The following is a 25408-nucleotide window of genomic DNA, read 5'->3' on the forward strand; positions in this document are numbered from 1 at the left end:
CGTTGCAATCGGCCCTCAAAGCAGGCTAAAGCTGGGCTATGATCAGTGCATCCGAGAATCTTACCATGCTTCGTATTGCTGTGGCCCAGCTCAATCCCGTCATGGGAGATATTGCCGGAAATTTGGCTCGTGCGCGTTCTGCCCGTAAGCAGGCAGCCGCCATGCAGGCCGATCTCATCCTGTTTACGGAATTGTTCATCGCGGGCTATCCGCCGGAAGATCTGATATTAAAACCGTCTTTCGTGGAAGCCTGCGAAAAGGCCGTGCTGGAACTGGCTGTCGATACAAAAGATAGTGGGCCGGGTGTCATTATCGGCACGCCGCTAAAGCGTGAAAGCGGATTGCATAATGCCGTCATGGTGCTTGATGGCGGTGAAGTGATTGCTGAACGTTTCAAGGTCGATCTGCCCAATTACGGTGAATTCGACGAAAAGCGCGTGTTCCAGCCGGGTCCGCTGCCCGGCCCCGTTAATTTTCGCGGTGTGCGGATTGGTATTCCGATCTGCGAGGATATCTGGGGCGACCTGGCTGTCGCGGAAACGCTGACTGAGAGCGGCGCGGAAATCCTGCTGGTACCCAATGGATCGCCTTATCATCGCGACAAGATGGACCGGCGTTATCAAGTGGTTCTCAAACAGGTGATCGAGACAGAACTGCCGATGCTTTACGCCAACCAGATTGGCGGGCAGGACGAATTGATTTTTGACGGTGCGTCATTCGCCTTCAATGCCGACAAATCGCTTTGCCTGCAAATGCCGCAATTTGACGAATCCATTACACTCACCACCTGGAAGCGCGAGGGTGAGGGATGGCGTTGCGAGGAGAGTGAAAAGGCCGACCTGCCGGAAGGCATGGCAGCCGATTATGCGGCCTGCATGCTGGGCTTGCGTGATTATGTCAATAAAAACGGCTTTAAGGATGTCGTCCTTGGCCTTTCCGGCGGCATCGATTCAGCCATATGCGCGGCCATGAGTGTCGATGCACTGGGTAAGGATCGTGTGCGCTGCATCATGCTTCCTTATCGCTACACCTCCGATGAATCACTCAAAGACGCCGCTGACTGCGCTCAAGCGCTTGGCGTGCGTTACGATATCGTTCCGATTGCAGAGCCTGTCGAAGGTTTCCTGAGTGCGCTGCAACCGCTTTTTGCCGATACTGAAAGCGGTGTTACGGAAGAAAATCTGCAAAGCCGCACACGTGGCACGATTTTGATGGCGGTTTCCAACAAATTTGGCTCGATGGTTGTCACCACCGGCAACAAGTCGGAAATGTCGGTTGGTTATGCCACGCTTTATGGCGATATGAATGGTGGGTTCAATCCGATCAAGGATGTCTACAAGATGCAGGTCTATGCCATGTCGGCATGGCGCAATGAAAATGTTCCCCACGGTGCACTCGGGCCATCCGGTGAAGTGATCCCGCAAAATATCATCTCCAAGGCACCATCGGCGGAGCTGCGCGAGAACCAGACCGATCAGGACAGCCTGCCGCCCTATCCGGTGCTGGACGATATTCTGGAATGTCTGGTCGAAAACGAGATGAGCAATGCTGAAATTGCCGCTCGCGGTCATCCGTTAGAGACTGTGCAACGCATCGAGCATCTGCTTTATCTGGCTGAATACAAGCGGCGACAATCGGCACCGGGCGTAAAAATCACCAAGAAGAACTTTGGACGTGATCGCCGTTACCCGATTACCAATCGTTTCCGCGACCGCTGAAAGACATAAAAAATGACTGTTACCGTTCGTTTTGCCCCGTCGCCGACGGGCTATATTCATATCGGCAATACGCGAACCGCTCTGTCCAACTGGCTTTATGCGCAAAAGAACAACGGCAATTTCATCCTGCGCTATGACGATACCGACGTCGAGCGGTCGCGCGATGAATATGCCAAGGCCATCGCGGTTGATCTTGAATGGCTTGGCATCCGTCCCGACCGGGTTGAATATCAGTCCAAGCGCTTTGATATTTATGCCAGGGCCGTTGAAAAGCTGAAACAGGCAGGGCTGCTTTATGCCTGCTATGAGAGCGCCGATGAACTCGAACGTCGCCGCAAGCTCAGGCTGGCCCGTCGTTTGCCACCGGTCTATGGCCGTGAGGCACTAAAGCTCACCGATGCCGAAAAAGCGGCATTTGAAGCCGAAGGCCGCAAGCCGCACTGGCGTTTCCTTCTGCCGAACTTTGCAAGCGATCCTTTCGTCACTGAGCGCACAGAAGTCCATTGGGACGATCTGGTACGCGGACCGCAAGTGGTTGATCTGGCATCAATGTCCGATCCGGTGCTGCTTCGTGAAGACGGAACTTATCTCTACACCTTGCCTTCGGTCGTGGATGATATCGATATGGGCGTCACCCATATTATTCGCGGCGACGACCACGTTACCAATACCGGCGTGCAGATGGCGATTTTTCGTGCGCTCGGTGCGCAAGCTCCTGCTTTCGGCCACCACAATCTGCTCACCACCACGACCGGCGAAGGGCTGTCCAAGCGCACGGGTGCGCTTTCAGTAGGCTCGCTACGCGAGAACGGTTATGAGCCGATGGCGGTGGCGTCACTCGCCGTGCTGATTGGTACGTCGGAAAATGTTTCCGCAGCCTCCACCATGGAAGCCTTGGCCGAGCATTTCAGTCTCGCATCGATCACGAAGTCGGCGGCCAAATTCGACCCTTCGGAACTGGACACACTCAACCGTTCGCTTCTACACGAGATGACTTTTGAGAGCGCCAAACCGCGTCTTGAGGCGTTGGGGATCATGGGCGAAAAAACGGAAGCTTTCTGGCTTGCCGTGCGCGGTAATCTCGATCATTTCAACGATGTGCAGCACTGGTGGCAGGTCGTAAGCGGTGATTTGTCAGAACTGCCGGAGCTTTCCGAGGAAGACCGCGCCTTTGTGCAAGATGCTTTCACACTGTTGCCGGACGGTCCTTGGGATCGTGACACATGGAAACAATGGACAGATGCCGCAAAAGCGCAGAGCGGTCGCAAGGGCAAGGGCCTGTTCATGCCGCTGCGTCTTGCGCTGACAGGACAGGCGCATGGCCCGGAGCTAGCCGATCTTCTGGTCTTGATGGGGCCGGAAAAGGTTCAAAGCCGCAAGCCCTGAACTATCGACGAACTAAAAAAGCGGGCATGGTGTGAACCGTGCCCGCTTTTTTCATGTGTTGAAAACGGATTATTTGTGCTGCTTTGCCGTGGTCGCCGGTGCTTCTCCCGCGCGCTGCAGCGCTTCGACCACGGCCAGCGCCGTCATATTGACCACGCCACGCGAAGTAACGGACGGTGTGAGAATATGCGCGGGACGGGCCGCACCCAGCAGGATCGGGCCGACATGCAGCGCATCGGTGACGCTTTTAACCACATTAAGCGTGATGTTGGCGGCATCGAGGTTTGGGAACACCAGAAGATTGGCTTCGCCCTTCAGGCGTGAATTCGGAAACACACGATCGCGCATGGCCTGCGAAAGGGCTGAATCACCATGCATTTCGCCGTCCGATTCAAGGTCCGGGGCTTTTTCGGCCAGAAGGGCAGCAGCTTTGCGCATTTTTTCCGCGCTTGCACTTTCCTTGGAGCCAAAATTGGAATGCGACACCAGCGCCACTTTCGGCACGATGCCGAAACGGTCGATTTCCCTGGCTGCAAGAATGGCGATTTCCGAAATCTCATCTGGGGCCGGATCGACATTGACATAGGTATCGGTCAAAAACAGTGCACCGCGCTGCGAAATCAAAAGGCTCAGCGCGGAATAATCATGAATGCCCGGCACCTTGCCGATGATCTGTCCGACAACGCGCAAGTGACGCTCGAAACGACCTTCCAGACCGCAGATCATGGCGTCCGCCTCGTCACGCATGACGGCAAGGGCGGCAATGGCCGTTGAATTGGTACGCACGATGGTGCGTGCCGCTTCCGGCGTAATACCCTGACGGCCTGTGAGCGACAGATAAAGATCGACATAATCGCGATAGCGCGGATCGTCTTCGGGGTTGATCAGCTCAAAATCCACACCGGCGCGGATTTTCAAGCCATAACGGCGCAGTCTTGTATCCACGACCTGGGGACGGCCAACAAGAATGGGAGACGCGATGCCTTCCTCGACCACCACCTGTGCGGCGCGCAGCACGCGTTCGTCTTCACCATCGGAATAGATGACGCGCTTAGGCTTTTCCTGCGCGCGGGCGGCGGCAAAGACCGGCTTCATGATGAGGCCGGAGCGGAAAACGAAACGGTTGAGCCTGTCGAGATAGGCCTCCATGTCCTCGATCGGGCGCGTGGCGACGCCTGTTTCCATGGCGGCCTTTGCAACGGCTGGCGCAATGCGCAGAATCAGTCGCTGATCGAACGGGGAAGGGATGATATAATCCGGGCCAAAGGTGGGCGTGTCGCCGGAATAGGCGCGGGCAGCAACATCGGACGGCTCCTCACGCGCAAGTCCCGCAATGGCGCGAACAGCGGCCAGCTTCATCTCTTCATTGATCGCGGTCGCACCGACATCCAGCGCACCGCGGAAAATGTGCGGGAAGCACAAAACATTGTTGACCTGGTTGGGGTAATCCGAACGTCCAGTGCAGATCATCGCGTCAGCGCGCGCGCTGCGCGCTTCTTCCGGCATGATTTCGGGCTTGGGATTGGCCAGCGCCATGATCAGCGGCTTTTCGGCCATCTGTTTGAGAAGTTCAGGTTTGAGCACACCCGCCGCCGAAAGACCGAGGAAGACATCCGCGCCGCCAATGACTTCGGCAAGTGTGCGGGCATCGGTCTTTTGCGCGTAAACTTCCTTCCAGCGGTCCATCAGCGTGTTGCGACCATCATAGACCACGCCTTCAATGTCGCAGACCCAGATGTTTTCGCGTTTTGCACCCAGATTGACCAAAAGATTGAGGCAGGCAAGCGCTGCCGCACCCGCACCGGACGTCACGATCTTTGCGTCCGTGATGCTTTTTCCGGCCAGTTCAAGGCCATTCAATACAGCGGCTGCGACGATGATTGCGGTACCATGCTGGTCATCGTGGAAAACCGGAATATTCATCTTGGCGCGAAGCTGTTCCTCGACATCGAAACATTCGGGCGCCTTGATATCTTCCAGATTGATGCCGCCAAAGGTCGGCTCGAGTGCTGCCACCACATCGACGATATGGTTGATGTCATGCGCCTCGATTTCAATGTCGAATACATCGATATCGGCAAATTTCTTGAAAAGGACCGCCTTGCCTTCCATCACCGGCTTGGATGCGAGTGCGCCGATATTGCCAAGGCCCAGAACCGCGGTGCCGTTGGAAACCACGGCCACGAGATTGCCGCGCGCCGTATAGTCGGCTGCAAGTGCGGGATCGTCCTGAATGGCAAGGCAGGGAGCAGCAACCCCCGGCGAATAGGCAAGCGCGAGATCGCGCTGGTTGCCGAGCGGCTTGGTTGCCTGAATTTCCAGCTTTCCCGGCTTCGGATAGCGGTGGAAGAAGAGTGCTGCCTCGTCGAAATCCGAGAGTGCAGGCGTGGTAGTCTTTTTCTTGGTCATAATCGCATCGCTTTCCGGTTATTCTCGCCGCAGCAAACTGTGGCGGACAGAAGGTGCAGGGAAGAGTACCGGGCCTTCGGCCTTGTACTTCTAATCGAAGTTGTCAGGATTCTGTAGACCCATTTTGTAAAATGAGTTTATCCCTGTGATGTTAAAATGAGATGTTAAAAGCGCTTTTACAGCCGCTGCCATCATGGTGAAACTAGAAAGGAGGGGGTCCATAACCTGATGCGCTTGCATTCATCCGGCGGCCCTGAAAACCCGAATCCACGGCTTCATCCTCTTTTGTTTGAGCAATGATGACATGCCACCAAGAAGCATATGCAATCAACCGGTTTCTGCGCGATTTCACGTCAACGTGCTGAAATGTCCATCGTTTCGCTTCTCCCAAGAAAATGCGTCGTCTGAACAGAAGGCGACGCCCATGCTTCAGCAAACCGTCATATGGCTGTGACAAGAATCGGGTTTTGTCGCCTTCATTCGGGATTACCCGGTTTGCTGGTCCATTTTGAGGGACAATCAAATGAGCACCGATCCGACGCAGGCAAAGAAGTTCCGGACGCTCTTTATTTCCGATGTTCATCTGGGGTCAAAGGCGGCACAGGCCGATCTGCTGCTGGATTTTCTGCGCCATCACGAGGCCGAGACGATCTATCTGGTCGGTGATATCGTCGATGGCTGGCGATTGCGCCGTAGCTGGCACTGGCCGCAGGAACATAATGACGTGGTGCAAAAGCTTTTGCGCCAGAGCCGCAAGGGCGCAACCATTATTTATATTGCGGGCAATCACGACGAGTTTTTGCGCAATTTTCAGGGTACGCATTTTGGTGGCATTGAAGTAATGAACCGTGCCATCCATGAAACCGCTGATGGTCGAAAATTTCTGGTCATCCACGGTGACCAGTTTGATGTGGTGGTTCGCAATGCGCGTTTCATCGCTTATCTGGGCGACTGGGCCTATGATACGGCCATCTGGATCAACACGGTCATGAGCCGTGTGCGTGCCTATTTCGGGCTGCGCTACTGGTCGTTTTCGGCCTGGGCGAAATTCCGTGTGAAAAAGGCGGTCAATTTTATCGGTCAGTTTGAAGATGTGGTCTCGGAAGAGGCCAAGCGCATCGGTGTCGATGGCGTCATCTGTGGTCATATTCATCACGCCACCATCGAGATGATGAACGATGTCGAATATATCAATACCGGCGACTGGGTTGAGAGTTGCACTGCGGTCGTCGAGCATTTCGATGGACGTATGGAGCTTCTTGATTGGACGCATATGCGTGATAGCAGCCCGATCTCCGGCAAAAAGCGCCCCAGTAGTCATGAGGCAGATGAAGGCACAATCATTCAACTGCCGCGTCCGGCGCGCGAAGTCGCAAAGGTCAGTTGATGAAGAAAATCGTCATCATCAGCGATGCTTGGCATCCTCAGGTCAACGGCGTTGTGCGAACCCTGACCAAATGCCAGGAAATGATGCTGGCCCGTGGCTATGCCGTCGAAATCGTTTCGCCGCTCGATTATCGCTCTGCTCCATGCCCGACTTATCCGGAAATAAGGTTGGCGCTGACAACACCATGGGCGTTTAAGCGTAGACTTGTAGCGCTTAAACCCGATTACATCCACATTGCGACTGAAGGTCCACTCGGCATCATGGCGCGGCGTGCCTGCATGAAATTGGGCTGGCGTTTCACGACGAGCTTTCATACCCGTTTTGCGGAATATGTCGCAGAACGAGTTCCAGTTCCCTTAAGCTGGACCTATGGCTTTCTGCGACGCTTTCATAACGCCGCGACACACACACTGGTGCCAACGCAATCTATTATGGACGACTTGAAAGAGCGCGGTTTTACCGGACTTGATTTGTGGACACGAGGAGTTGATCGCTCTGTGTTTTATCCACGGCCAGATATCGCACCCCAGCAAGAGGAGCCGGTTTTTATTTGCGTTGGGCGTGTGGCATCAGAAAAGAACCTACCAGCGTTTCTCGATCTCAAGCTGCCGGGCAAAAAACTCATCGTGGGTGACGGGCCTGCGCTCAATGAGCTGAAATTGCGTTACCCGGATGTCTTGTTCGTCGGTAAACGCGAAGGTGAAGCGCTGGCAAAAACCTATGCGAGCGCTGATGTCTTTGTGTTTCCAAGCCGTACCGACACATTCGGCCTTGTGTTGCTGGAAGCAATTTCATCAGGACTGCCGGTTGCAGCATTTCCGGTTCCTGGCTCAAAGGACGTTGTGGGGGCAACCGGCGCCGGCGTCCTTTCCGAGGATTTGCAAGCCGCCTGTCTGGAAGCGCTCGCGATGGAAAAATTCGATCCGGAAGAAGTGCTCAAGCCTTTTACCTGGGATGCCTGCGCCGATATTTTTGAAGATGCGCTGATGTCGGTCAATGGCACAAGCCATGAAGCCGACTACGCGGTAACTCAACCCCAGACGGTTGCTTCCGGCGGATAGACGAGTGCGCCCTCATAACGAAGTCCCGGCTCGCGGTCCTGTGCTAAAAGGAGTGGGCCATCGAGATCGACTACCGCCGCATTTTGCGCGAGAAGCACCGCTGGTGCCATGCCAAGCGATGTGCCCACCATACAGCCGACCATGATTTGAAGCCCCAGTTTCAACGCCTTATCACGCATGATGAGGCCTTCGGTCAGTCCGCCCGCCTTGTCGAGTTTGATGTTGACTGCATCGTAGCGGTCAACGAGGTCTTCCAGACCTTGGGCCGTATGCACGCTTTCATCGGCGCAAATCATGACGGACCGCTCGATATGGCGCAAAATATCATCATTTCCCGCAGGCAGTGGCTGTTCGATGAGAATGACACCCGCATGTGCAGCAGCGTGAATGTTTTCAGCGATGTTCGCATTATTCCAGCCCTCATTGGCATCAATGATGATCCGGCTCTTGGGCGCTGCAGCTGCGACAGCCTGAATGCGCGCAATATCGCTGTCGCTACCCATTTTCACCTTGATCAGCGGATAATGCGCGACTTTCGCCGTCGCTTCGGCCATTTCCTGCGGTGTTCCCAGTGAAACCGTGATGGCTGTTTGAAGGGGGTGCGGTTTGATGGACAGTTGATCTGCAACGCGTCTGCCGGTGGACTTGGCTTCCAGATCCCAAAGAGCGCAGTCGACGGCATTGCGCGCAGCACCGGCTGCCATGAGGCGCTGGATGTCCAGTCGTGTGGCACCATTCTCGATTTTCTTGCGCATTGATTCGATGGCTTCAACGACACTTTCAAGGCTCTCGCCATAGCGCGCATAGGGCACGCATTCGCCGCGCCCGACCAGGGTTCCATTGCTGACTGAACACACAACCACAGCCGCTTCGGTTTTTGACCCTCTTGAAATTGTGAATTTACCCGCAATGGGATAGCGTTCTACGGCAAGGTTTAAGCTAAAGTGCATGAGGAGAGCCCTTTGGAACGCAGTATTTCGGTCGGCAAGCGACTCATATAATATCAAGGCTTGAGAGGCTAACGCATCGTGCCTTGAAAATCTTTAATCGCCACATGGGCTTAACCAAGGACAGATCATTTTTATGCATCTATACTTGGTATAAGAGGTAAGCTATTTTGACCGACACCGACGATAAAGCAAGAAGCGCTGCCGATGAAACGCCAAAGATCGATGTGAGCGAGCAGGATGGCACGCGCCTGGTCCGCTTGAGCGGTCGTTGGGTGTCGCAAAGCGTACACCTCGTCGATGACAAGATGCGCGATCTGGAGAAAAGTGTCGGCAAACAGCCGATCACTCTTGAAGCGTCCAATATTTCCGGCCTCGACACTGCGGGCGCATGGCTTATCGAACGCCTTCGTCAACGCGGTTCGGATGAGAAGGCCGAAAACAGTGCCGAAAATGGCAGAGGCGTCGAGCTTAACGGCATACGTGAAACCTGGTTGCCGCTGATGGATGAAGTGGCTGGTGCTGTTGAACGTGTAATCGACGTGCCTCAGCCCAAAAAACCGTTTTTTGTGATTGCCTTGCTTTCAGCCCTTGGCCGTGGCGTTTTCTCGGTTTTCGATGACTTCAAGATGTCGATGCATATTCTGGGGGCAACCATCCGTGGCGCGCAGCTCAAATATGGACGCGGTGGCGGCATCCCGATTGCAGCCGTCGTCACGCAAATGGACCGCATGGGTGTGGGTGCAATCCCGATTATTATTCTGATGTCGACGATTGTCGGTGCGATCATTGCGCAGCAGGGCGCTTTCCAGTTGCGCTATTTTGGTGCCGAAATCTTTGTGGTCGATCTGGTCGGTATTCTTGTGCTGCGTGAACTGGGCGTGCTTTTGACCGCGATCATGATTGCCGGTCGATCCGGCAGTGCAATTACCGCGGAAATAGGATCGATGAAAATGCGTGAGGAAACCGACGCATTGACAGTGATTGGCCTTAATCCGGTTGGTGTTCTGGTGTTTCCGCGTCTCGTTGCACTGGTGATCATCCTGCCGCTTTTGACCATCATTTCCAATCTGGCGGCCTTGATCGGGGCGGCAGGGGTTGCGTGGTTCTATTCCAATATTTCACCAGAGGCCTTCATCAGCCGATTACATGATGCAGTGGCGCTCAATACCTATTTTGCCGGTCTTATAAAGGCGCCGTTCATGGCGATGATCATCGGCATTCTTGCGTCCGTGGAGGGCATGAAAGTCGGTGGCAGTGCAGAATCGCTTGGGCGGCGGGTAACAGCATCGGTGGTGAAGGCTATTTTCGTGGTGATCGTGGTCGATGGCATGTTTGCCATGTTCTATGCGGCGATTAATTTCTAAAAGGGACGGAAGACTTATTTTTCTGGGCTATTTGGGACACAGCTGCACATAAAACTGGTGGTAGTTGATACTCAACGGTTCAGTCGGACACTTCATTCAGATAAAGAGAATACATGGAAAACGGCAGTGCGCCCGAAGCGCAACCGCAAAATGATGAGAATTCCAAGACGGCTGCTCCGATAATATCGGTGCGCGACGTGACGGTTTCGTTTGGCGCATCGACTGTTCTCGACAAGCTGTCGCTCGATATCTACAAGGGCGAGGTTCTAGGTTTCATTGGCCCTTCTGGCTCGGGTAAATCCGTTCTGATGCGGACCATCCTCGGACTGAACAAGAAGCAATCGGGTGAAATCGAAATCCTTGGCCGCAATATCGACCGTCTCAATGAGGTGGAAAAAATGGCAATCGATATGCGCATGGGCGTTCTTTTCCAGCACGGTGCCTTGTTTTCAGCCTTGAATGTTCTTGAGAATATTCAAGTGCCGATGCGCGAATATCTCGATCTTTCGCCAAAACTTATGGATGAACTGGCGCGACTGAAGATTGATCTTGTAGGACTCAAACCGGATACGGCAGAAAAATTTCCGTCTGAGCTTTCCGGTGGCATGATCAAGCGCGCGGCATTGGCGCGTGCTTTGGCTCTTGATCCGGATATCGTGTTTCTCGACGAGCCGACATCGGGCCTCGATCCTATCGGGGCGGCCGAGTTTGACGAGTTGATTGCCAATCTTCGTGATACGATGGGATTGACCGTCTATATGGTGACCCATGATCTTGACAGTCTTTTTGCCATCTGTGACCGCATTGCGGTGCTTGGGAACAAGAAAGTTCTGGTCAGCGGCACGATTGAAGACATGCTGCATGTAGACGACCCTTGGGTTAAATCCTATTTTCGTGGTAAGCGTGCGCGCCAGATCGATCCTTCGGCGCCAACGAGGCGGCGGCCACAAGACCGCTCGCAGACTGGGTAGGACATGGAAACAAGAGCGAATTACGTAATGGTTGGGGTTTTTACGCTGATCGTCAGCCTATTGGCTTTCGGTTTTGTGTACTGGATTGCGCGTTTCGGTGAAGCACGCGATTCAATCCCCCTCGATGTACGCATTCCCGGTTCCGTGACCGGCCTGACAATAGGCAGTCAGGTTTTGTTCAATGGTATCAAGGTTGGTGACGTGCGCCGCCTGCATCTGGATGAAACCAACCCCGGAATGGTAATTGTGCAGACACGGGTCAATGGCAGCACACCGATCACCCGCTCGACGGCCGCAACTCTTGGCTTTCAGGGCCTCACGGGCCAAGCCTATATCGAATTGAAGGGTGGCCGTCTCGATGAGCCAAATCTGCTGACGGAAGCGGTGAAGGAAGACACTGTGGCTCGTATTGATGCTGACCCGTCTGCCGTCAACAATCTGCTGGCAACAGCGCAGGATATTTTTGCACGTGCCAATAGCGTGATCGGCGAGTTGGAGGGGTTTGTGAAAGATGCGCGGGGACCGCTGGCCGATACGATCAACAATACGAAAACCTTTACCGATGCGCTGGCCAAGAATGCCGACGTGATCGAGGAACTGGGTTCCAACACCGGCAATATCAATAAGATTGTTACAGATGCAAAAGACATGATGGCGCGTCTCAATGCGGCGTCGGTGCGTGTTGATAGCATTCTGGAAAAGACCGACAATCTGCTATCTTCTGATGATAAGGATGGGGTGGTAGCGCAAGCCAAGGCGACGCTTGAATCCATTCGTCAAACCTCGACCAATCTCGACAAGCGGCTGGCACCGATCGCCGATAATCTGCAACGCTTTTCGGGGCAGGGCCTTCGGGATGTGCAATCTGTTGTCGTTGACAGCCGTCGTTCGATACAGCGTATCGAACAGGCCATTACCGATCTTGAACGCAACCCGCAGCGCCTGATTTTCGGCGGACAGGGCAATGTACCCCAGTATAATGGAAGGACGCGTCATTGATTTCACAAATCGATTCTGCTGAGGTGAAATCGTCTCGAGCGCGTCCGTTTGCGGGGGCTGCTTCGCTCTTGATGGCTGCTGTTCTTGCTGGCTGCGGTACGACCCCGCTCGATACATTCAATCTGTCGGCACCCCAACCGGCTGTTTCGTCACCGAGCCGCAAGAACCTGCAGTTGCTTGTGCCGACACCGAGCGCACTCAAAGCACTCGACAGCGAGAACATTGTTGTCAGTTCGGCACCCGGCTCGATCGAATATCTCAAGGGCGCGCAATGGGGCGACAGGCTGACCAATATCGTTCAGTCCCGTCTCGTGCAAGCTTACGAGAATACAGGTGCGTTCGGCGGTATCGGTCGGCCTGGTGATGGCCTTGCCATCAACTACCAGATTTTGACCGATCTTCGGATGTTTGGTGTTCAGGCTTATGGTTCGCCAAAAAGCGCCGTTGTTGAATTGACGGTGAGGCTGATGAACGACAAGACGGGTGATATTCGTGCTACGCGTGTTTTCCGCAGCGCTGTCCCGGTCAGCGGCGGAGCCAATGCGGATTACGTCAAGGCGCTTGATGCAGCCTTCGACCGCACTGTCAGCGAAATCGTAAGCTGGACAGTCGCGGCACTCTGATATGCATAGGGAACCTATTTGATTATCGATTGTTTGAGAACGTCGATAACGCAGGAACCGATGTCATCAATGGAGTGTATTGCAAACGCTTGGTCGTAATAACCAGACGTGTCGTGGTTGATTCCTATGTCTCGATTGATCATGGCTTGCAAAGCATCGAGTAGCGTTTAATTTCTGTATTCAACCAACAAAAAACGGCCCGAAGGCCGTTTTTTTAAGGCTGCTGCTTTGGTTAGCGCAGGCGTCCACTTGCGTGTGCCAGCATAGTGTAGACCTTGCCCGTATCGGATGTCAGATAGGTCTGCGTAATCATGTTGTCGCGGTCATTACGGGCCACGTCTTCCAGCAAGCGCTGGAAATCGTCCATGTAACGGTCGACGGCGCGGCGAAACTCGCCATCCGACTGATATTTGCGCTTGATATCATCGAAGGTTTGCTGACCCTTCAGCGTGTAGAGGCGTCGCGTGAAGACATTGCGCTCGCCTCCGCGATAACGCTCCCACAGTTCGAGCGATGCTTCATGATCGATGGCGCGTGCTATATCGACCGACAGCGAGTTGAGCGATTCCACCACATGACTTGGCGAACGCGGTGCAACGGTGGACTTCGCCTTGGGCTGTGCCGCTTCTTCTTCCTCGCGAGACGCACGGGCGAGAAGGTCGGACACCCAGCCGCGCGGCTTTTCTACCGGTGCGACGTCGGCGGCAGGCGCGAGCTGCACTTTTGATGCTCCCTGGGGTGTCTCAGTCGGGCGTGGACGCGAAGCCGCGTCAGCTTTAACGGCAACCGGAGCTGCAGGGGCAGGCGCTATGGGAGCCCTCACCGGTGCCGGGCGCTGCGCACTCATCGCAGGCCGGGAAACGGGGCGATCGGCATGGCTTTCGCCGACATCGATCAGGCGACCAGACTTGTTGACGATCTCCGCCAGTTCCTTGAGCGCATTGATCTGCTCACTCACTGCCTTGCGCATCGCCGAAGTGGTTTCCTTCGCCTCGCTCGGCATATCGAGAACACCGCGCTTCAGCTCGCCACGCGTTGCGTCGAGTTCGGTGCGGATTTCGCTGGCGGTACGGCGGATTTCTTCGGTTGCGGTCGAGAATTTCTGCGCCGCCTGTTCGACGATTTCCGATACGCTTTCGCGCATTTTTTCAGCGGAAGACCGTGTCTGGCCTTCTGCACGCTGAAAAGCGGTGCTGACGAGGCTTTCGAACGACTTCATGAGCTTTTCGACGCTTTCCGACTTTTCGACGAGACCGGAAGCCAGCTTGTCGAGCGCGACCTGGCGATCTGAAAGGGTGCTGACAAGGCCGTTCTGTGCCGAATTGATCATGTCGGAGGCGGAGGAAAGCACCTTGCCATGGTCCTCGAAACGACCCGCGATATCCGCAATCTGCGTTAGCGTATTGTCGGAAAGACTGCGCAGGACACCCATATTGGTATCCATAAGACCGGTCGATGTTTGGAACATCTGCGCCGCACGATTGGCGTTTTCGACGAAATGCGATGTCGTATCGACCAGACGGCCATCGATATCGGTCAGATTGCGGGTTGCTGCATCAATGAGCTTACCCAACTCGCCATTGGATGTGGCAAGACGATCGATCAGTTCACCGACATTTTCGGAAAGCCCTGATTTCGCCTCTTGGACGGCGGCAATGGTTTCAGCAGTGCGGCTTGCCAATGCATTGACAAGGGCTGCGTTTTCCGTGCGCAAACGATCCGTTGCGGCATGGGTCGCATCTTCCAGCTGCTGCGCCAGACCGCGTCCGCTATCAGAGAGGCGTTCGACAAGCGGACCTGCAATATCGTTGAGGATATTGGTGATGTCCTGCGAGCGTGCGGCGAGAACGACGTTGAGTTCGCGAGTGCGTTCTTCAAGGGTAACAGCGGTTGTATCGGTCACCTTTGCAATACGCGCTTCGACAGACCCCAGTTCCATCGTGATGCGCGAACCGATATCGCCAAGCCGCGTTGCTATGGCGTCTGCCCGCTCGGTAAGGCGCGTTTCGGTGCCGGCCAGATTGTCGGCAACACTGGTGGAGAAGGCCTCGCTGTGATTGGCCAGTGTCTGGCTGGTCTCGGTGGCAGTCTGGGAAATGCGCGTTTCGATGGCGCTCAGTTCACTGGTGAGACGGCCTTCAATGTCGCCGAGACGACCGGCAATCGTGTCGGCACGTTCGCCGAGACGCGCTTCGGTGCCGGAAAGATTATCAATGAGGCGAGCACTGAAGCTTTCGCCGAAACCGTCAAGGGCTTCGCCGGCTTTCGCGGCTTCTGATGACAAGGTGCTGGCAGCTTCACCGATCTTCTCACGCAGCGATGTTGCGACGACAACAGCACTTTGTTCCAGAGTACGGCGAACATTGTCGACGCCCAGCGAAAGTGCCTTTTCCATCGTCTGCGTGCGCTCAATGATGACATCGCTCTGCCCTTCGAAGGCCTGCTCAAGCGTTGAGGCGCTTTCTGTGATGGCACTGCGCAGGTTGTTGGTACGCTGCTCAAGCATGTTGCCATGGTCCTGCAGCGACTGATGAAGTGATGTGGTGCTGTCCACGATGGTCGAGCGGATTTCAGAGGCGCGCGTTTCAACGGAACGCTCATGACCTTCGAGCATATCCGTAAGCATGTCACGATTGTCTTTGAGGACCGCGTTAAGACCGCTGGCGCTTTGCTCTACGTGATGGATATGTTCGCCAAGCGTAGCCTCGAAAGCTTCGCGACCAGCCGTAATTGAGTGACCGAAAGCAGCAGTCCGCTCGTCCAGAACGCGGGCCAACGTATCCTGATTTTCAGCAATGAGGGATTTGAGCGCGTCGGCCTTTTCATCGAAAGTGCGTGCAAGAACATCGCGGTTTTCATTGAAATTTTCGCGCATTGCAATCGCACGCTCATCCATGAGCTGAGAAAGCGTTTCCTGATTTCCCCGGATGATCTCGTGTAGGCCCGCGGCCCGTTCCTGAAGCGAACGGGAATGATCGGTAAAGCGCTCGTCCAGAAGTGCCGTATGATCTGCCATGGCCTGCTGAAGGGCGTGCGTGCGCTCAGACAAAATGGATGCATGGCTGTCAACAACGGAACTCATTGCCGACGCACTTGCATCAACGGCGTTTCGGATGTCGGTGCTATGGGCGGCAAGCGTATCTGAATGGCCACGGATGATCGCCGAAACGCGTTCAGTTTCGCCTTCCAGAGATGCGGCAACGATATCACTACTTTCCGTGATCTTGGTGGAAAAGGCTGCCGTTTTTTCATCAAGAAGCGTACTCAGGGACTGGCCAACCGTTGCCAGATTGTCAGCGATCCTGTCCTTTGTTTCGCTGATAACCGTGCTCAGTGATGCACGACCGCCCGAGAAAGTTTCGGCAATTTCACGGGTGCGGGCAATCAGATTTTCGTTAATCTGACGCGACCGCGTTTCAAGTGCGGCGTTAAGTTTTTCAGTGCTGCTGTCTAGCGCCTGCGCACGTGCCTCGAATTCGGTGACGAGTGCGTGGCTGCGTTCATCAAGCGAGCCTTGCAGATTGGCAAGACGCATGTCGAATTTACTGACCATGCTTTCTGTCGCATTGCCGAACAAGCCGGAAATGGAGGCGGCGCGTTCATCGAGCGCTTCGGAGACATGTTGCGTTGTAGAGCGAGACAGCTCATCAAGCTCCGCGATACGGGTATCAAGCAAATTGGCGAAAGATTCGCCAGAATTGTTAATGCGTAAACTGATGTCATCACTGCGCGTTTCGATAGCCTTGGCAATCGACAATCCGCTCTCGGTCAACTGGCCGATCAGACGTTCACCCGATTCATCGAGCACACCGCCGAGCTGCTGCGAGGCGGAAAGAACGTTGTCGCGAATGATGTTGGAAGCGCTCGAGAGCTCTTCTTTCAGCTGTTCGTGCGCGCCGGAGATCGAGAAACGCACGCGTTCAGCATGGCTCACGACCGCTTCACGCTCATTACCCAATTCAACTACTAGCGAGCGGATACGGCCTTCATTCTCGCTGTAAACGCGCTCGAGCTGATGAACTTCCGACTGAACGAGCGTTTCCAGTTCCGCTGCACGGGCCAGCGTGCGTTCAATGCCCTCGTTCATGGCAGACACTTCGCGGCGTACCGCCTGGCCGATCGATGAAACGCGGTCGCCTGACACGGATTCAGGCTGCAAGAGCTTGAATGCAGCATCCGACATAGCGCGCGCGGCGCTATGCATTTCTTGCGCGCGCTTTACCAGATATGCGAAGCCCCAGAACATAGCGACCGGCAGCACAACGCCAGCGGCAACGCCGATACCCGCGGGCGACGTGAAGAAATCGGTGGCAGCACCAGTGCTGGAAAAGACGTCAGGATCAATGGCCTTGCTGATAGCCACGCCGCCTGCCGCCCATAGCAAGCTGAGCGCTGTCGTCGTCCAGTACAGTTTGGAGGAGCGCTCAGTAACCCGTCGCGGTGCGGCAGCGATGATGCGATCATTGCGTGAATCGTCGTTGGCAGGCGTACGCTGGGCAGATGCGGAATTGCTGATGACTGGTGCGGATTCTTTTGGCTGGATGACGGCTTCTGATGTCTCCTGCGGGGCGGCGGCCTGATCTTTCTCAACTGCCGGTTTGGCGGCATTGATTGCGGGCGGCACAGGAGGTGCAGCAGGCGTTGCAATAACGGAAGCGGTGGCAATTTGCGGTTCGCTTCTTGGCTTTACCGGCGTCGTTGCGACTGGGGGTGGTGTAGATTGATGCCGCTGTTCGGCCACGAGTTCCTCAGCGGCACGCGAAATCTGCTGTTCCAGATTATTGACCGACTCATCGTCGTCCAGTGTATCCAGTTCAAGATCAATAACGATTTCGTCGTCGAAATCGATGCCGAGTGCCTGTTCCAGAGCCTGTTCAACCTCAAGGTCGAGACTCTGTGCCTTGGATTTTGAAGCCATCGCTTTGCCTACCTCGTACTCATTACTGTGACGGCCGGACCTTCTTAAAGAGCCGTTACCAAACCATCTCCGCCAATTTGCATCGTAACGGTTATGCCGTGTTAAGGAAATAGGCGTATTTTGCCACCACCTAAAACTTTAAATATAAGGTTAACGGAAAACCCCGAAGCCTACATAATACCCCTAAAACCGGCTTGTTCGTACCGTTCGTCACTGTGTGTAAACCGGAGGAACCGAATTCCGGTCCTTCATCACCCACGGTAAATTGGTTAATAAAAAAGCACTTTATACGAGAGGTGGATAATTTTCTACAACCTGTTCATGCCTACCGTTGACAGCCAATTGAAAAGTGTTCCATCCCTGATGCAATATTATTTGCCCGGATTTATCGGACGGCAAGAGCAGTTTTTGCATCAAACCCGTTATATCTATTTGCCATCCGCTTGAAACGGCATATTGGCGCAGCCTTTCTCAAAGAACATGAAGCGGTTGAAACCGGGGCCAGAAGGCCGTATTTGGCTTGAAAGCGACGATCTGCCGTTATGTGTTGTATCTGTGCGGGTTTTACGGGATGCCGGTATACGTATAGCGGTTTCAAGGAATGGAAATGACAAAAATCATATTTGTCTCCGCCGATGGCGGAAATCACACCGAAGTCGAGGCGGACAATGGTTCGAGCGTAATGGAAGTAGCCATTCGCAACGGCATACCGGGCATCGATGCGGAATGCGGCGGTGCGTGCGCATGTGCTACCTGTCATGTCTATGTCGATGACGAATGGGTTGAGCGCGCAGGGGGCCCTGACCCGATGGAAGAAGACATGCTCGATTTCGCTTATGAGGTCCACCCTGGTTCCAGACTGTCCTGCCAGCTTCGTGTCACTGACGAGCTTGATGGGCTGGTGGTTCGTGTTCCCGAGCGCCAAAACTAGAAGAATGTTTCCCAAAGGTGGGATCCGGTTTTGGGAAGAATTGCGTAAAAACCAAACTTAAAGCGTGTTTCCTGAATTAGAAAATATACAACACGGTTCAAAGGGAGCGATGATGGCAAACCGTGACAGAGCCCGGATAGCAATCGTCGGGGCGGGACCTGTTGCGCTTTACGCAGTTTTTCAACTCGGTCTTTTTGGCTTTCGTTGCCATGTTTTCGATACGCTCGACCAGGCGGGTGGGCAATGTCGTGTTCTCTATCCAGACAAGCCAATCTACGATATTCCGGGCTTTCCGTCGATCATGGCAGAGGAAATCGTCGACCGACTTCTGAAGCAAATTGCGCCTTACGAGCCTGTTTTCCATTTTTCACACGTGGTCCGATCACTGGAGCGGGCTGAAAAGCAGCTTGTTATATCGACAGATCGGGACTTTTCCTTCAAAGCCGATGCAGTGGTTATTGCATCCGGTTTGGGTGCGCTTGAGCAGGACGGGCAAATCAAGCGCCCTGATCCGCTGATCGGTCTAGCGCTTGAACGGGTAGGAAACGCTATTTGCGTCGCGCCGGATTCTTTTGCCACCACGCAAGTGGGTGTCTATGCGATCGGGGATGCTTGTCATTATCCGGGAAAACTGAAGCTGATCGTCTCTGGCTTTCACGAGGCCGCGCTTATGACTCAGGCAATGCGCAAAAAAGCTTAGAACTACGGCAATATCAACGCGCGTTCTTATACATTTTCTCCAGTCTGTAAGTCAGCAGGCGCTCGAAACGATTTTCGAAATTGATCGTCTCGACGCGGTCAAAACGCTGCTGCTCCTTATCATGAGATTCCATGATGCGCTGCGTGACCTTGTCTATGTTCGCGCGCAAGGCCGCGCAATCGGAACGGCTGCGCAGGGCACGAATCTGTCGTTCCATTTCGCTGGCATGGCTGCGGGCAATGACGATATGGCTTTCCTCGTGACGTCGGATATCCTGTGAAAGCGTATCCCAGACCAGTGCCAGTTCCGGCTTCGCCTTACGCCGCTGCGCCCAGCGCGGCAGGGCAATTTTGGCATGAATGTTGACATAGACACCCTGCACCTTACAGGCTTTGCCGGTTGCACGGCCATATTTTACCTTGGCGTCGAATCGAATTTCGGCAGCGCCCGGATGATGCTGGCCGGTTTTCTTCAAGAATGGCCCCTTGTTAGACAACGCCTTGTCGAGTTGCGCTGCGGTCGTACCGTAGATCTTGTAGTATTTATATTGACGGAAGATCGATGCTGCATCCGCCTGTGAGACGGTTAGGGCCAAGACCGCACCCAGAGCCAGAATTCTTTTTCTGAAATTCATATCCGGCACCCCTTTTACACATACCTTCGGCCAAAATCCGGTTCCTGTTTTCAGGATACATGCTTTAACTTGGCACGGAAACGTCAATGGAACTATAACGCTGCTTAAAATCACCATTAGCCAGTTTGGCTTGTCACAGTCTGGTTAGTCATTGGCTACTGATAATAAAGCTACAGGAATACCTTATAATGGCTAAAATCTGGCAACTGGCTCATGGACGGACGCTGGAAATCGGCGAAAATGCGCTGATCATGGGTGTTCTCAACGTCACACCGGATTCGTTCTCCGATGGTGGACATCATGACGATTTGCGTAAAGCGCTGGATGCCGCCGCGAAAATGCTCGAAGAAGGAGCGTCTATTATCGATGTCGGCGGGGAGTCAACTCGACCGGGTGCTGCCGCTGTCGATGGCGAGACGGAAGCCGCGCGTGTCGTGCCGGTTATCGAAGCTTTGGCGAAGCGCTATGATTGCATTCTGTCAGTCGATACCTATCGCGCCTCAACAGCGCGCAAAGCCGTGGCGGCGGGTGCGCATATCGTCAATGACGTCTGGGGACTGCAACGCGAGCCGGATATCGCAAATGTCGCGGCAGCAAGCGGGGCAGGAATCGTTATCATGCATACGACACGCGAGCGTCAGTGTGAGCCGGACCCGATCGCCGATCGATTTGCTTTTCTTGGCCGCTCGCTGGAGATCGCCTTTGAGGCGAAAATCAACGATGCACAAATTGTTCTCGATCCGGGTTTCGGCTTCGGCAATGATCTTGATGAAGACACGGCGCTTCTGGCCCGTATGGGGGAGTTGATGCGTCTCGATTATCCCTGGCTGATTGGCACCTCGCGCAAGCGTTTCATCGGACGAATGACCGACAGACGTGAACCGCTGGCGCGTGATGCAGGAACCGCTGCGACCTCGGTCGCGCTTAGGCTTGCAGGTGCCGACATCTTCCGGGTTCATAATGTCGCTTTTAATAAGGATGCCCTTGCGGTTGCGGATGCTATCCTGCAAGAAACTCATCGCAAAGCTGAATGCATATGAAATTCAGTGAAAACAGGAAGTAAAGCCCGTGTACACGATCCGCATCATGAATTGTGCCTTCTTTGCACATCACGGCGTTTTTGATGAAGAAAACAAGCTAGGCCAGCGGTTCTATGTCGATGCGGTTCTGGATGTGGATTCCGGAAATGCACTCGAAAGCGATGACATAGAAGGGACCGTTCACTACGGGATTGCCTTCAGCGTGATCGAAGACATCATCACCGGCCGCCAGCGCTATCTGATCGAAACGCTGGCGCTGGATGTGGGCAAGGCCTTGTGTGAACGTTTTCCGCAGATCAAACGTTCGGAAATCACGATCCGCAAGCCCAATGCGCCGGTGCCCGGAGTTCTCGACCATGTCGAGGTGACGGTGGTTTATCCCCGGTGACCGCCTTCACCTATCGCGCCTGGCTTGGACTTGGCGGAAATATTGACGATCCTGTCATTTCCATGTCGAAGGCGCTGAACGTGCTAGACGCGCGCGCAGATACGCACATTCAGGCGGTATCTCCAGTCTACCGCACCCCGCCATGGGGCAAGACCGACCAGCCATGGTTTCACAATGCTTGTGCTGAGGTTGAAACGACGCTTGCGCCGCTGCAACTCATTGCCGCTTGTCTTGATATAGAGCAGTCTCTCAAACGTGTGCGGCAGGAACGATGGGGGCCACGCATCATCGATATCGATATTCTGGCGATGGACCAAGTGGATGGAAAAGCAGTCGTCCTTTCCACGCCGCAGCTGGAAATCCCACATCCACGCATGCACGAACGCGCCTTCGTTCTGCTGCCTTTGAGCGACATTGCACCGGATCTGCGAATTTCAGGGCACAGCGTCACGGACTGGCTGAAAGCTATTTCTACAGATAAAATAGAAAAAGCCCGCACGGATGCGGGCTGGTGGCAAAAATAGGGTGTCGAATTAGTTTCTGGCGATGCTTCCAACAGCTGCGTTGTCGATACGCTTCAAATTCATGCCGATGACTGGAACCAGTTCCTTTTCAACGCGAACGGAAACAGTAACATTCATCGTATTGGGATCGGAGATACGGGCCAGCATGGCACCATTCAACTGCTTGCGGTTGAGGCCGAACACCATCTTGTTTCCGCTGATCGTACCCGAGGTTACATCAAGGCCTTTGCCTTTAGAGCCGTCGTTGAACGCACCGGAGTAACCGGAGCCTACGCGGGTGACGGTCGCTTTCATGGCCTGCGAGAAGACGCCGACCCGGCAGGTGCCGTCGAGCGTCATGCCGACCGCCTTGTCGGGCGTCGTACCAGCCAGATTGCAGACGAATTTCGTGCCCTTGTATTTTCCGGCCACGATCTCGCCCGGGCCTGACCATTTCCCTTCGATTGTCTGGAAAAATTGCTTGTCCTTGTTCACGTCGGCGGCGAGAGCCGGCGCGAGAAAACAAGAAACAGGCAGCAGCGTCATGCAGGCGGCGATGCAATTTTTCATAATCAGCTCTGTTCTGGAATTTGCGTCCTATGCAGACGCTCTTCCTAATCGTTGTGGTTTGGCATGTTACGACCATTGCCGACACACGCATCACGAAAACCAGAATTTCCTGGCTGTGCCGGAAGGACCGATTCCGGTACAGGATTCTGTATCCAATAATCGCTGTGAATGGTTAATGCTTGGTTTGCGACGGCGATTAAGTCAACCGGATTTGCAGATAATTCGCGTTCAGGTGTCGCCTGTCTGCTTTTTTCTAGCCTGTTCATTGCCCTTTTCGTTGCCAATGCGTGTCAAATCGCCAATGAAATCGCTGATACCGGGGCGTTTTTCCGAATTGAATGGAAAAGGGCGCACCACATCCATCGCGGCAATGCCGATCCGTGCTGTCATCAGGCCATTGACTACACCTTCGCCGAGTTTAGCCGAAAGGCGCGACGCGAGGCCCTGACCGACGAGCTGCTGAACAACGCTGTCACTCATGGCGAGTGTTCCGGTAACCGCGAGATGCGCCAGTACGCGCCGCATCAGCCTGATAAAGCCGAGCGTTCCCGGGCGTCCGCCATAAAGCTGCGATAGCCGTCTGATTAGTCGCGCCGCCTCGAAGATTACATAAGCGATGTCGACAAGCGCACGCGGACTGATCGCCGTGACCAGGGATACTCGCTTGGAGGCATGCAGAATGAGCGCGCGCGCCTCACGGTCAAGCGCGCGCAGGATTTCGGTTTCTGCAAGCCTTATGAGATCGCGACCGTCAATGATGTCATTATCGACATCGGCCAGAAGTTTTCGCCCGCGTGCCGTTTCGGGTAGTGTAGCGGCAATCGCGCGCAGTTCATCCACGGCCTTGCGCGCTGCCGTCATGTCGTCATGCTCAGATGCATCGGCTGCGGCTTTTCGCAAATGCTGCACTGAGGCGAGGCGACGCAAGGCAAGCATTTCCCGGATGATGATGGCGATGAAGGCAACGAGTGCTACGAGTGCCACGCCAAGCGCCGTCCAGCCCAGCCAGCCCGCACGATTAAAAAGCGCACGGATCAGGTCTTCGGCCCATATGCCAATGGCAAAAGAGGCAAGAATACCGAGCGCCGATAGTAGTATGTTGCTCAATGACCAGCCCGCGAACAGACCCTTGCGTTCAGGTGCTTCAAAAGCCGGTTCGAGAATTTCCAGCTCCGCCGCCTCATCGTCACTTAACGCAAAGACATCCGGCTCAGGGATTATTGTTTCAAGATTTGTGACAGCGCGCGGACGGCGTGCTGCCTCTTGCGCCGGTGCAGGTTGTTGTTCCTGCTTTCGGTCAATTTTAAAGGCTGCCGGTTTGCGTTTCTGCTCGTCATTCATGCCAGACGATCTCCGATCAGGAACTGAAGCGCACGGTCGAGCCTGATATGCGGCAGCGAAAGGGTTATGCCCTCCGCGGTGCGCTCCAGACGTGGTGGACGAAAGCGGACAAAGCGAATTGGAGGATTATCGGGCGATGTTTTCTGCTCAAATATTACATTCGGATTTCTTGGTAAGTCTCCGGGAAATATAGCTGTTTCCGTTTCTCCGTCAAACAACTCACCATCGATGCGCTCGCCTTTCAGCGGTGTTCCCACAATCACCGGCAGGGTTTCCCCGCTTTGGGTGACGCTCGCTTCGCGGGTGGCGCGTACGGCGGCCATGGCCAGCACTTCGATGCCAGCACCTGAAAAGTCAGCGCGTTCAATGGCGCGCTCGACCAGACGTCTTACGATCACCTGCAAACGGTCGTGGCTTTCATGATGCAGATGGTCGGCCTTTGTAGCGGCCACCAGAATGCGACCGATACGGCGCTGAATGAGCCCCGTCAGGAGGTTGGAACTGCCCGGTCGGAAACATGAGAGAATATCGGTCAATGCGCGTTCCAGATCGTTGACCACGGCACCGCCTGCATTCATCGCCTGCATGGCGTCGATCAGTATGATCTGGCGGTCGAGGCGGGCGATATATTCACGGAAGAATGGTTTGACGACATGGGTCTTATAGGCCTCGTAACGCCGCTCCATCATCGCCGCCAACGTACCGGGGCGGATATCGTCTGGCGCAATGTTGGGCAGCGGCGCGAACGTCAGCGCTGGAGACCCCTCCAGATCGCCGGGCATCAGGAAACGTCCGGGTGGCAAGGTGGAAAGGGCGCGCTCATCGGCCTTTCCGGCGCGCAGATAGGCGGTAAAGCTTTTTGCAAGACGCTGCGCCGTCAGTTCATCAGCTTTCCGCGACGCGTCAACGCTTGCTGCTTCCAAAAGCCATTGTTGCGCAAGATCCTTATGGGTTGGCTCATTGGCGAGCGCAAAGGAAGCGGCACTGAACTCGGTATAGGTTTTCCCAAGGAGGGGCAGGTCGAGAAGCCATTCGCCCGGATAATCAACAATATCGATGGAAATGCGTCCCGGCGAAAGCCAGCGCCCCCAGGCCGAAGCTGTTTCATATTCGATGGTGAGGCGCAATTGAGAAATGGCGCGGGTTGAATCGGGCCAGATATGGTCGTCGATCAGCGCGGAAAGGTGTTCCTCATACTGAAAGCGCGGTACGGCATCGTCGGGTTGCGGCTCTAGAAAAGCGCGGGAAATACGCCCTGACTTATAAGCTTCGAACATCGGCAACCTGCCGCCATGCACGAGATTATGTACCAAAGCGGTGATGAAAACCGTTTTACCAGCGCGAGAAAGCCCGGTAACGCCAAGCCGCAGCGCGGGAGAAAAAAGTGCGGTCGCGCGATCCGCCAAAGTGTCGAGTGCGATCTTCGCCTCATCGCCGATACTTGTAAGCTTTGCCAATGATATCCTCGCCGGATTTAAAGCTGCATGTGCCTATAGATAGGGGGGGCGGGTCTGG

20 protein-coding genes are annotated in these 25408 nt (G+C 54.7%); 13 read left to right on the forward strand and 7 right to left on the reverse strand.

Translation table 11 applies throughout. The features are described 5' to 3' along the window. Positions 1-38 precede the first annotated feature (38 nt). Complete coding sequence (locus AAIB41_RS03065; protein WP_343314141.1) at positions 39-1718, forward strand: NAD+ synthase; 1680 nt, start codon at positions 39-41, stop codon at positions 1716-1718. A 12-nt stretch (positions 1719-1730) separates the two neighbouring features. Next, the gene (gltX, locus tag AAIB41_RS03070) at positions 1731-3104 is read left to right on the forward strand and encodes a glutamate--tRNA ligase (protein WP_343314142.1); all 1374 of its coding nucleotides are present in this window, start codon (positions 1731-1733) and stop codon (positions 3102-3104) included. 69 nt (positions 3105-3173) lie between these two features. Here the strand turns inward: gltX and AAIB41_RS03075 are convergent, their stop codons facing one another. After that, entirely contained in the window at positions 3174-5513 is a 2340-nt protein-coding gene (locus AAIB41_RS03075; protein WP_343314143.1) for an NADP-dependent malic enzyme, read from the reverse strand. Positions 5514-6036: 523 nt separating this feature from the next. Between AAIB41_RS03075 and AAIB41_RS03080 the strand changes: the two genes are divergently transcribed. Both AAIB41_RS03080 and AAIB41_RS03085 read left to right on the forward strand, forming a co-directional pair. After that, positions 6037-6900 (forward strand): UDP-2,3-diacylglucosamine diphosphatase, encoded by an 864-nt coding sequence (locus tag AAIB41_RS03080; RefSeq protein WP_343314144.1) that lies wholly within the window; start codon positions 6037-6039, stop codon positions 6898-6900. Next, positions 6900-7961, forward strand: coding sequence for a glycosyltransferase family 1 protein (locus AAIB41_RS03085; protein ID WP_343314145.1), 1062 nt, complete (start codon positions 6900-6902; stop codon positions 7959-7961). The genes AAIB41_RS03080 and AAIB41_RS03085 overlap by 1 nt, the downstream gene beginning before the upstream one ends. On the opposite strand, the gene dgcA is transcribed toward AAIB41_RS03085, so the two are convergent. Continuing rightward, positions 7931-8911 carry an N-acetyl-D-Glu racemase DgcA gene (gene dgcA, locus AAIB41_RS03090; protein ID WP_343314146.1) on the reverse strand — a complete coding sequence of 327 codons (981 nt, stop codon included), beginning with the start codon at positions 8909-8911 and terminating at the stop codon, positions 7931-7933. The genes AAIB41_RS03085 and dgcA overlap by 31 nt on opposite strands. 164 nt (positions 8912-9075) lie before the next feature. On the opposite strand from dgcA, the gene AAIB41_RS03095 reads away from it, so the two are divergent. From AAIB41_RS03095 to AAIB41_RS03110, 4 genes are all read left to right on the forward strand, one after another. After that, a complete protein-coding gene (locus AAIB41_RS03095; protein WP_343314792.1) occupies positions 9076-10275 on the forward strand; it encodes an ABC transporter permease in 1200 nt (399 codons plus the stop codon). A 113-nt stretch (positions 10276-10388) separates the two neighbouring features. Then, positions 10389-11246 carry an ABC transporter ATP-binding protein gene (locus tag AAIB41_RS03100; protein WP_343314147.1) on the forward strand — a complete coding sequence of 286 codons (858 nt, stop codon included), beginning with the start codon at positions 10389-10391 and terminating at the stop codon, positions 11244-11246. A gap of 3 nt (positions 11247-11249) precedes the next feature. Further along, on the forward strand, positions 11250-12245 hold the full coding sequence (locus AAIB41_RS03105; protein WP_343314148.1) for an MlaD family protein: 996 nt from the start codon (positions 11250-11252) through the stop codon (positions 12243-12245). After that, entirely contained in the window at positions 12242-12868 is a 627-nt protein-coding gene (locus AAIB41_RS03110) for an ABC-type transport auxiliary lipoprotein family protein (RefSeq protein WP_343314149.1), read from the forward strand. The genes AAIB41_RS03105 and AAIB41_RS03110 overlap by 4 nt, the downstream gene beginning before the upstream one ends. 232 nt (positions 12869-13100) lie before the next feature. On the opposite strand, the gene AAIB41_RS03115 is transcribed toward AAIB41_RS03110, so the two are convergent. Beyond that, entirely contained in the window at positions 13101-17786 is a 4686-nt protein-coding gene (locus AAIB41_RS03115; protein WP_343314150.1) for a kinesin, read from the reverse strand. Between the two features lie 607 nt (positions 17787-18393). On the opposite strand from AAIB41_RS03115, the gene AAIB41_RS03120 reads away from it, so the two are divergent. Both AAIB41_RS03120 and AAIB41_RS03125 read left to right on the forward strand, forming a co-directional pair. Continuing rightward, positions 18394-18717 (forward strand): 2Fe-2S iron-sulfur cluster-binding protein, encoded by a 324-nt coding sequence (locus AAIB41_RS03120; RefSeq protein ID WP_343314151.1) that lies wholly within the window; start codon positions 18394-18396, stop codon positions 18715-18717. Positions 18718-18829: 112 nt separating this feature from the next. Continuing rightward, positions 18830-19417, forward strand: a complete 588-nt coding sequence (locus tag AAIB41_RS03125; RefSeq protein ID WP_343314152.1) for an NAD(P)-binding protein — start codon at positions 18830-18832, stop codon at positions 19415-19417. Positions 19418-19430: 13 nt separating this feature from the next. Here AAIB41_RS03125 and AAIB41_RS03130 read toward each other — a convergent pair whose 3' ends face one another. After that, positions 19431-20051, reverse strand: a complete 621-nt coding sequence (locus AAIB41_RS03130) for a DUF922 domain-containing protein (protein WP_343314153.1) — start codon at positions 20049-20051, stop codon at positions 19431-19433. A gap of 188 nt (positions 20052-20239) precedes the next feature. On the opposite strand from AAIB41_RS03130, the gene folP reads away from it, so the two are divergent. The 3 genes from folP to folK all read left to right on the forward strand — a co-directional run bounded on the left by folP (position 20240) and on the right by folK (position 22003). Next, positions 20240-21091: a dihydropteroate synthase gene (gene folP, locus AAIB41_RS03135; RefSeq protein ID WP_343314154.1), complete on the forward strand. Its 852-nt coding sequence runs from the start codon at positions 20240-20242 to the stop codon at positions 21089-21091. Between the two features lie 28 nt (positions 21092-21119). Further along, positions 21120-21479 carry a dihydroneopterin aldolase gene (folB, locus tag AAIB41_RS03140; RefSeq protein WP_343314155.1) on the forward strand — a complete coding sequence of 120 codons (360 nt, stop codon included), beginning with the start codon at positions 21120-21122 and terminating at the stop codon, positions 21477-21479. Between the two features lie 62 nt (positions 21480-21541). After that, entirely contained in the window at positions 21542-22003 is a 462-nt protein-coding gene (gene folK / locus AAIB41_RS03145) for a 2-amino-4-hydroxy-6-hydroxymethyldihydropteridine diphosphokinase (RefSeq protein WP_343314793.1), read from the forward strand. 9 nt (positions 22004-22012) lie between these two features. On the opposite strand, the gene AAIB41_RS03150 is transcribed toward folK, so the two are convergent. From AAIB41_RS03150 to AAIB41_RS03160, 3 genes are all read right to left on the reverse strand, one after another. Beyond that, a complete protein-coding gene (locus AAIB41_RS03150) occupies positions 22013-22552 on the reverse strand; it encodes a hypothetical protein (protein WP_343314156.1) in 540 nt (179 codons plus the stop codon). A 228-nt stretch (positions 22553-22780) separates the two neighbouring features. Next, positions 22781-23893, reverse strand: coding sequence for a TIGR01620 family protein (locus tag AAIB41_RS03155; RefSeq protein ID WP_343314157.1), 1113 nt, complete (start codon positions 23891-23893; stop codon positions 22781-22783). Further along, positions 23890-25350 (reverse strand): YcjX family protein, encoded by a 1461-nt coding sequence (locus AAIB41_RS03160; RefSeq protein ID WP_343314158.1) that lies wholly within the window; start codon positions 25348-25350, stop codon positions 23890-23892. The genes AAIB41_RS03155 and AAIB41_RS03160 overlap by 4 nt, the downstream gene beginning before the upstream one ends. Positions 25351-25408: the final 58 nt, after the last annotated feature.

This window comes from Brucella sp. BE17 (assembly GCF_039545455.1).
Taxonomy (GTDB): Bacteria; Pseudomonadota; Alphaproteobacteria; order Rhizobiales; family Rhizobiaceae; genus Brucella.